The sequence below is a fragment of the Streptomyces bambusae genome (assembly GCF_020532645.1).
GTDB classification, from domain to species: domain Bacteria; phylum Actinomycetota; class Actinomycetes; order Streptomycetales; family Streptomycetaceae; genus Streptomyces; species Streptomyces bambusae.
The window spans coordinates 22,343-28,816 of sequence record NZ_JAJAUZ010000088.1 but is presented as its reverse complement, the minus strand read 5'-3'; the positions used below and the strand labels follow the sequence as shown (position 1 = coordinate 28,816).

The following is a 6,474-nucleotide window of genomic DNA, read 5'->3' as shown; positions in this document are numbered from 1 at the left end:
CCCCCGCGCCTCAAACGCCGGCGAGGCTGGAGATGCCCGGCGGGGCTGGAATGGGCCCGGCGGAGCCGGAGTCGGGCCGGCGGGGCCGGAAGCGCCCCGCCGGGGGGGGAAGTCACGTCGTCAGGGACGGTTCCGGGTGGCGGTCGGAGGAGGCCGGCTGGGGGGCCGCCCCGCGGAGGGGAACCTCCTTGACGAACCAGGCCGCGGCGAAACCGAGCACGGCCACAACGGCGGCCAGCAGGAACGCCGCGTGCGTACCGTCCGCGACCGCGTGCTGGTACGCCGCCCGGACCCCCTCGGGAAGCCGGGCCAGACTGGCCGCGTCCAGCTGCGCAGACGCACCGGTGGCGTCCGAGCCGGCCGCGCCCAGGCGGTCCGTCATCGTCGCCTGCACCTGCGTGGTGAACAGCGACCCCATCAGCGCCACTCCGAAGGACCCGCCCAGCGTGCGGAACAGCGTCGCCGAGGACGAGGCGACCCCCATGTCCTTCATCTCCACGCTGTTCTGCGCGACCAGCATCGTCACCTGCATGAGGAAACCGAGCCCGGCGCCGAGCACCGCCATGTAGATCCCCGACACCAGCCGGCTGGTCCCGGTGTCCATCTGCGCGAGCAGGAACATGCCGACGACCATCAGCGCGCCGCCCGCGATCGGGAAGACCTTGTACTTGCCGCTGCTGGTGGTGATCCGCCCGGCCACCAGCGAGACGGCCATCATCGACAGCAGCATCGGCAGGAGCAGCAGCCCGGAGTTGGTGGCCGAGGCCCCCTGTACGGACTGCTGGAACAGCGGCAGGTAGAGCACGCCGCCGAACATCGCGAAGCCGGTGAGGAACCCGATCACGGACATCAGCGTGAAGTTCCGGCTCCGGAAGATGTGCAGCGGCATGACCGGCTCGGCCGCCCTGGTCTCCGCGTACAGGAACGCTCCGGTGGACACGACCCCCAGGACGATCAGCCCGATGATCTCCGCCGAGCCCCACGCGTACTCCGTACCGCCCCAGGTGGTGACGAGCACGGTGGAGGTGATCGCGACCGTCAGCAGCGCCGCGCCCAGGTAGTCGATCTTCGCCTTGACGGTCTTCTTCGGCAGGTGCAGCACCGCGCTGACCATCGCGAGGGCCACCGCGCCGAGCGGCAGGTTGATGTAGAAGGACCAGCGCCAGCCCATGTGGTCGGTGATCGTGCCGCCGACCAGCGGTCCGCCGATCATGGCGAGGGCCATGACGCCGGCCATCATGCCCTGGTACTTGCCGCGCTCCCGCGGCGGGATCAGGTCGCCGATGATCGCCATGACGCCGACCATCAGGCCGCCGGCGCCCAGACCCTGCACCGCGCGGAAGCCGATCAGCTGGCCCATGTCCTGGGCCATGCCGCTCAGCGCCGAACCGATCAGGAAGATCACGATCGAGGCCAGGAAGGCGCCCTTGCGCCCGTACATGTCGCCGATCTTGCCCCAGATCGGGGTGGAGGCGGCGGTGGCCAGGGTGTACGCGGTGACCACCCAGGACAGGTGGGCCAGACCGCCCAGTTCGCCGACGATGGTCGGCATCGCCGTACCGATGATCATGTTGTCGAGCATGGCGAGCAGCATGGCGATCATCAGCGCCATGAGCACCACCCGCACGCTGCGCGGCTGCGCGTGCTCCTCCGGTCCGGCGGGTGCCGCGCCCTTCCCCGTCCCCGCCCCGGTCCCCGTCAACTCGCTCACGTCCCGCTCCCTGGCACTTACTTGCCGCCCGGCTAGTTCACTACAATGGGGACGCTAGCCCCGTAACTTGCCGGGCGTCAAGTAAGTAGTTCGTGGACTCGGGAGCGAGACATGTCCAGCAGCACTCCGCAGCGCCGGGGGAACACGCGGCAGCGCATTCAGGACGTAGCCCTGGATCTCTTCGCCGAGCAGGGGTACGAGAAGACCTCGCTGCGCGAGATCGCGGAGCGGCTGGAGGTCACGAAGGCGGCGCTGTACTACCACTTCAAGACCAAGGAAGAGATCCTCGTCAGCATCTTCGAGGACCAGACCCGGCCGATCGACGAGGTCATCGAGTGGGCCCGGGCGCAGCCGGCCACCCTGGAGACGAAGCAGGAGATGCTGCGCCGCTACAGCAACGCCATGGTGGCGGGCGCCCAGCTGTACCGGTTCATGCAGGAGAACCAGGCCACGATGCGCGAGCTGAGCATCGGCGAGACGGTCCGCCGGCGGCTGTTCACCATGGTCGAACTGCTGCTCAAGCGGGACGCCCCGCTGACCGACCAGGTCCGCTGCGTCAGCGCCCTGTTCACCCTGCACGCGGGCATGATCTTCCTCCAGCAGGTGGAGGGGGACCCCGAGGAGACCCGGCAGGCGGCCCTGGAAGTGGCCATCGACCTGATCACCCAGGCCCACCACGCCTGACCGGCGGCCCGCACACGTCAGAGGCGCCGCACCCCCGGGGAACAGGGGTGCGGCGCCTCGTCGCGTCAGCCGGTGGGCGTGCGTCAGACGGTGACGCCCGCGGACCGCAGGAAGGCCACCGGGTTGATGGCGGAGCCGTAGTTCGGCGTGGTGCGGATCTCGAAGTGCAGGTGCGGGCCGGTCGAGTTGCCGGTGTTGCCCGAGAGGGCGATCCGCTGGTCGGTGGTGACCTTCTGGCCGGCCCGGACGAGCACCTTCGACAGGTGGGCGTACTGCGAGTACGTGCCGTTGGCGTGCTTGATCACGACGGCGTTGCCGTACGCGGGGCCGTCACCGGCGCCGTTCGCGCCCGCCTTGACGACGACGCCGGTGTGCACGGCCTTGACCGGGGTGCCGACCGGAACCGCGAAGTCCTGGCCCGAGTGCTTGCTCGCCCAGCGGGCACCGCTGTTGCCGAAGGTCGCGGTCAGCCGGTAGCTGTCGACCGGGTCGGCCCACGCGGGCGCCTTGGCGGGCTTGGCCTCGGCGGCGAGCGCCTGGCCGGCGGCGCCGAACGCCATCACGGCCCCCAGTCCGGCCGCGACGACGGCGGTGCGGCTGCGGAGGACGGACGGCAGGAAACGGCGGCCGGTGCGAGCGCTCTGGGACATGCGGAACCAATCTCGGGACAGCGGGGGACGCATCTTTGGTAACCCGCACCCTGCAGAACCCCCAAACCCCCCTCTTACTACCCAAGCTCGTAGAAACGGAGCGGGAATGCCGGACCGTTGACGGACATCCGCCTCGGTCACAGGACCCGCGCCACCCACTCCGCGATCTACTAAAACTTCTAGTACGTCCGTTTTGTCTTGTGCGGCTTGTCACCGCCCGGGACCTTCGCCTGTCCGTTTCGGGACCAAAGACCCGGAACCGCAACTACGCTCAGCCGTCGTGGACCCCACCCTGATCGGCATCAGGCTCACGTCGAGCGCCCTGGCACCACTGATCAAGAGGCTGTTCCGCCCCGAGGGACCCGGTGCCGGGCTCGTGGACCGGCCCGTGCGCCTCTCCTCGTACGTCTCCGTCCGGGAGAAACGCGTCCTCACCGAAGCCGACCTGCGCCTCCTCGCCGGCCAACTGGTCGACCGGGCCCTCCGGGCGCCCGGCGAGCGGCCGCTGCCCGACGGCGAGGGGCCCGCGGTCGTCGACGCCCTCACCCGGACCCTGCACGCCCTCGGCGACCTCGCCCTCACCGACGTCCAGGCCGTCGAACTCGGCCACGCCGAGCTGGCCCGGCGGCTGCGGGCCGCCGCCCCCGCGCCGCTGCTCTCCCGGGACGCCGGCTACTTCCACGAGCGCCTGCTCGACACCGTCTGCCTGCACGTCCTGGACTTCTTCACCCGGCGCTCCGTCTTCGTCGCCGACACCCTCGTCCACCAAACCCGCCGCCAGGGCGAGCTCATCGCCAAGGTCGACGAGCTGATCGGCCGCATCCCCCGCCCGGACGCCCGCGACACCGCCTTCGAGCACCGCTACCTCGCCCACATGGCCCGGCAGCACTCCACCCTCACCATCTACGGCATCGACCTGCCGCCCGGCTCCGCGAAATGGCCGCTCGACGCCGCCTACGTGAGCCTGGAGGTCCTCGAACGCGACCCCGGCCCCACCGGGGGGCCCGGCTCCGGCCGCCGTCCGCTCGCCCTCGTGCCACCGCCGGGGCGCACCCCGCCCACCGCCCCCGCCCGGCTGCGCACCCTCCCCGCCGACCAGGCCCTCGGCGCCCACGAGCGGGTCCTGCTGCGCGGTGAGGCCGGCTCCGGGAAGACCACCCTCGTCCAGTGGCTGGCCGTCCGCGCCGCCGGCCCGGTGCCCACCGCCCCGCTCGCATACCTCCGCGACCGGATCCCGTACGTCCTCCCGCTGCGCGCCCTCAGCCGGCACGGCGGACGGCTGCCCGCACCCCGCGGGTTCCTCGCCGCCGCCGGCTCCCCGCTCGCCGGCAGCCAGCCCGAGGGCTGGGAGACGCGGGTCCTCGACAGCGGCCGCGCGCTGGTCCTCGTGGACGGCCTGGACGAGGTACCCGAAGCGGAACGGGCCGAGGCCCGCGACTGGCTGGCCGGGCTGATCTCCGCGTACCCCGGCAACCGCTGGCTGGTCACCACCCGGCCCGCCGCGGTCCGCGAGGACTGGCTCGCCGAGGAGGGCTTCAGCGAACTGACCCTGTCCCCCATGACCGCCGCGGACGTCGCCGGCTTCATCGGCCGCTGGCACACCGCGGCCGCCACCGGCCGCCCCGAGGCCGACGCGGACCTCGCCGGACTCGAAACGCGGCTGCGGGACGCCGTGCGCAGCAAGCCCGACCTCGGGCGGCTCGCCACCAACCCGCTGATGTGCGGACTGATCTGCGCCCTGCACCGGGAGCGCCGCGGCTTCCTGCCGCTGGGCCGCCACGACCTGTACGCGGCCGCCCTCTCGATGCTGCTGACCCGCCGCGACCGGGAGCGCCGCGTCGCGTCCGTCGCCGAGCTGCGCGAGGAGCCGCAGCTCCAGCTGCTCCAGCGGCTCGCGTTCTGGCTGATCCGCAACGGGCGGACGGAGATGCCGCGGCACCGGGCCGAAGCGCTCATCGCCGAGGCCCTGCCCGCCGTCCGCGAGGCGCAGCGCGCCTTCGGCGGCGGGCCCGCTGCCTACGCGCACTTCCTGGCCCGCAGCGGTCTGCTGCGCGAGCCGGTGCCGGGCACGGTGGAGTTCGTCCACCGCACCTTCCAGGACTACCTGGGGGCCCGGGCCGCCGTGGACGAGGGGGGCTTCGGGGAACTCGCCGCGCACGCCCACGACGACCAGTGGGAGGACGTCATCCGGATGGCGGTGGCCCAGGCCCGCCCCCGGGAGCGGGCCGAACTGATCCGCGCCCTGCTGGCCGGCGAGGGCACCCGCGCGGCCCTGCTGGCCTTCGCCTGCCTGGAGTACGCCGCGGAACTGGACCCGGCCGTACGCGAGGAGGCCGAGCGGCGGGCCGCCCGGCTGATCCCGCCGGCCGACGAACAGCAGGCGGTACGGCTGGCCCAGGCCGGGCCGATCATCCTGGACCTGCTGCCGGGGCCGGACGAGGTCGGCCCGGTGGCGGCCCGGCACGTGGTGACGGCCGCCGCACACGTGCCCTCCGAGCGTGCCGTCGCCTTCCTGTCCCGGTTCTGCTCGCACGAGGACCGGGAGGTCCTGCGGGTGCTGCTGTCCGCGTGGGACCGGTTCGACACCGAGCTGTACGGCCGGGAGGTCATCGGCCGGGTGGCCGACGGCGACCTCCCCGTCACCGTGGCCTCTGACGAACAGCTCGCCCTGCTCGGCGAACTGCCCGTGGTCTTCCGGCAGATGACAGTGGGGCGGTCGGTGTCCGCGGAGGCGCTGCGCGCCCACACCCCACACCACCGGCTGGCCTCCCTGTCGCTGCGGGAGACCGGCGGTCTCACCGACCTCGGGTTCCTGCGCGGCCAGACCGGACTGGAGAGCCTGGAACTCACCGGCTGCCCGGCGCTGCGCAGCCTCACCGGCATCGAGGGACTGCCCGTCCGAGAGGTGTTCCTCACCGCGCAGGCCGCCCCCGAGGACCTGGAGGTGCTGGCCGCCCTGCCGCGGCTGCGCGGCCTGGGCCTGGTGCTCGACCGCGGCTCGTGGTCGCTCGGCGGCCTGTCTCCCGAGGCATCGCTGGAGTGGCTGACCCTGGCCGCCCGTCTGACGGACGGGCTGGCCGGCGTGGAGCGGCACCCGCGGCTGAAGACGGCCTACTTCTCCGGCAGCTCCAGCCCGGCCGCTCCCGAGGACTGGCAGCGGCTGGCCGCCCTGCCCGTACTGGCCGAGATGGAGCTGCCCGCAGGCTCCCTGCGCTGCGCCCCCGACCGCCTCGCCCTGCCCGCGCTGCGCAGGCTCTACCTCAACCACCTGCTCGCCGAGGACCCCGTACTGAACCGGCTCCCCGGCCTGTTCCCCGGCCTGACCGACCTGTACGTCGTCAACGGGCAGACCTCCGAGGTGCTGCTGCCCCGCTCGATCACCGTCCACCGGCTGTAGGGCGTACCCGGGGGCACGGCAAAGGGGCGGCC

4 protein-coding genes are annotated in these 6,474 nt (G+C 72.7%); 2 read left to right on the top strand and 2 right to left on the bottom strand.

Annotation, left to right across the window (positions count from 1 at the left end; genetic code table 11):
- Positions 1–112 precede the first annotated feature (112 nt).
- Positions 113–1,612, bottom strand: coding sequence for an MDR family MFS transporter (locus LG634_RS34615; protein WP_226740015.1), 1,500 nt, complete (start codon positions 1,610–1,612; stop codon positions 113–115).
- Between the two features lie 210 nt (positions 1,613–1,822).
- Between LG634_RS34615 and LG634_RS34610 the strand changes: the two genes are divergently transcribed.
- Positions 1,823–2,395: a TetR/AcrR family transcriptional regulator gene (locus tag LG634_RS34610; RefSeq protein ID WP_226740010.1), complete on the top strand. Its 573-nt coding sequence runs from the start codon at positions 1,823–1,825 to the stop codon at positions 2,393–2,395.
- Between the two features lie 83 nt (positions 2,396–2,478).
- Here the strand turns inward: LG634_RS34610 and LG634_RS34605 are convergent, their stop codons facing one another.
- Positions 2,479–3,045 carry a M23 family metallopeptidase gene (locus LG634_RS34605; RefSeq protein ID WP_226740008.1) on the bottom strand — a complete coding sequence of 189 codons (567 nt, stop codon included), beginning with the start codon at positions 3,043–3,045 and terminating at the stop codon, positions 2,479–2,481.
- A gap of 280 nt (positions 3,046–3,325) precedes the next feature.
- On the opposite strand from LG634_RS34605, the gene LG634_RS34600 reads away from it, so the two are divergent.
- Positions 3,326–6,442: an NACHT domain-containing protein gene (locus tag LG634_RS34600; RefSeq protein WP_226740006.1), complete on the top strand. Its 3,117-nt coding sequence runs from the start codon at positions 3,326–3,328 to the stop codon at positions 6,440–6,442.
- The last annotated feature ends 32 nt before the right edge of the window (positions 6,443–6,474 follow it).

Coding starts and splice junctions, on each gene's coding strand:
- LG634_RS34615 (WP_226740015.1), bottom strand. CDS start 1,612: ATGGCGCTGATGATCGCCATGCTGCTCGCCATGCTCGACAACATGATC.
- LG634_RS34605 (WP_226740008.1), bottom strand. CDS start 3,045: ATGTCCCAGAGCGCTCGCACCGGCCGCCGTTTCCTGCCGTCCGTCCTC.
- LG634_RS34610 (WP_226740010.1), top strand. CDS start 1,823: ATGTCCAGCAGCACTCCGCAGCGCCGGGGGAACACGCGGCAGCGCATT.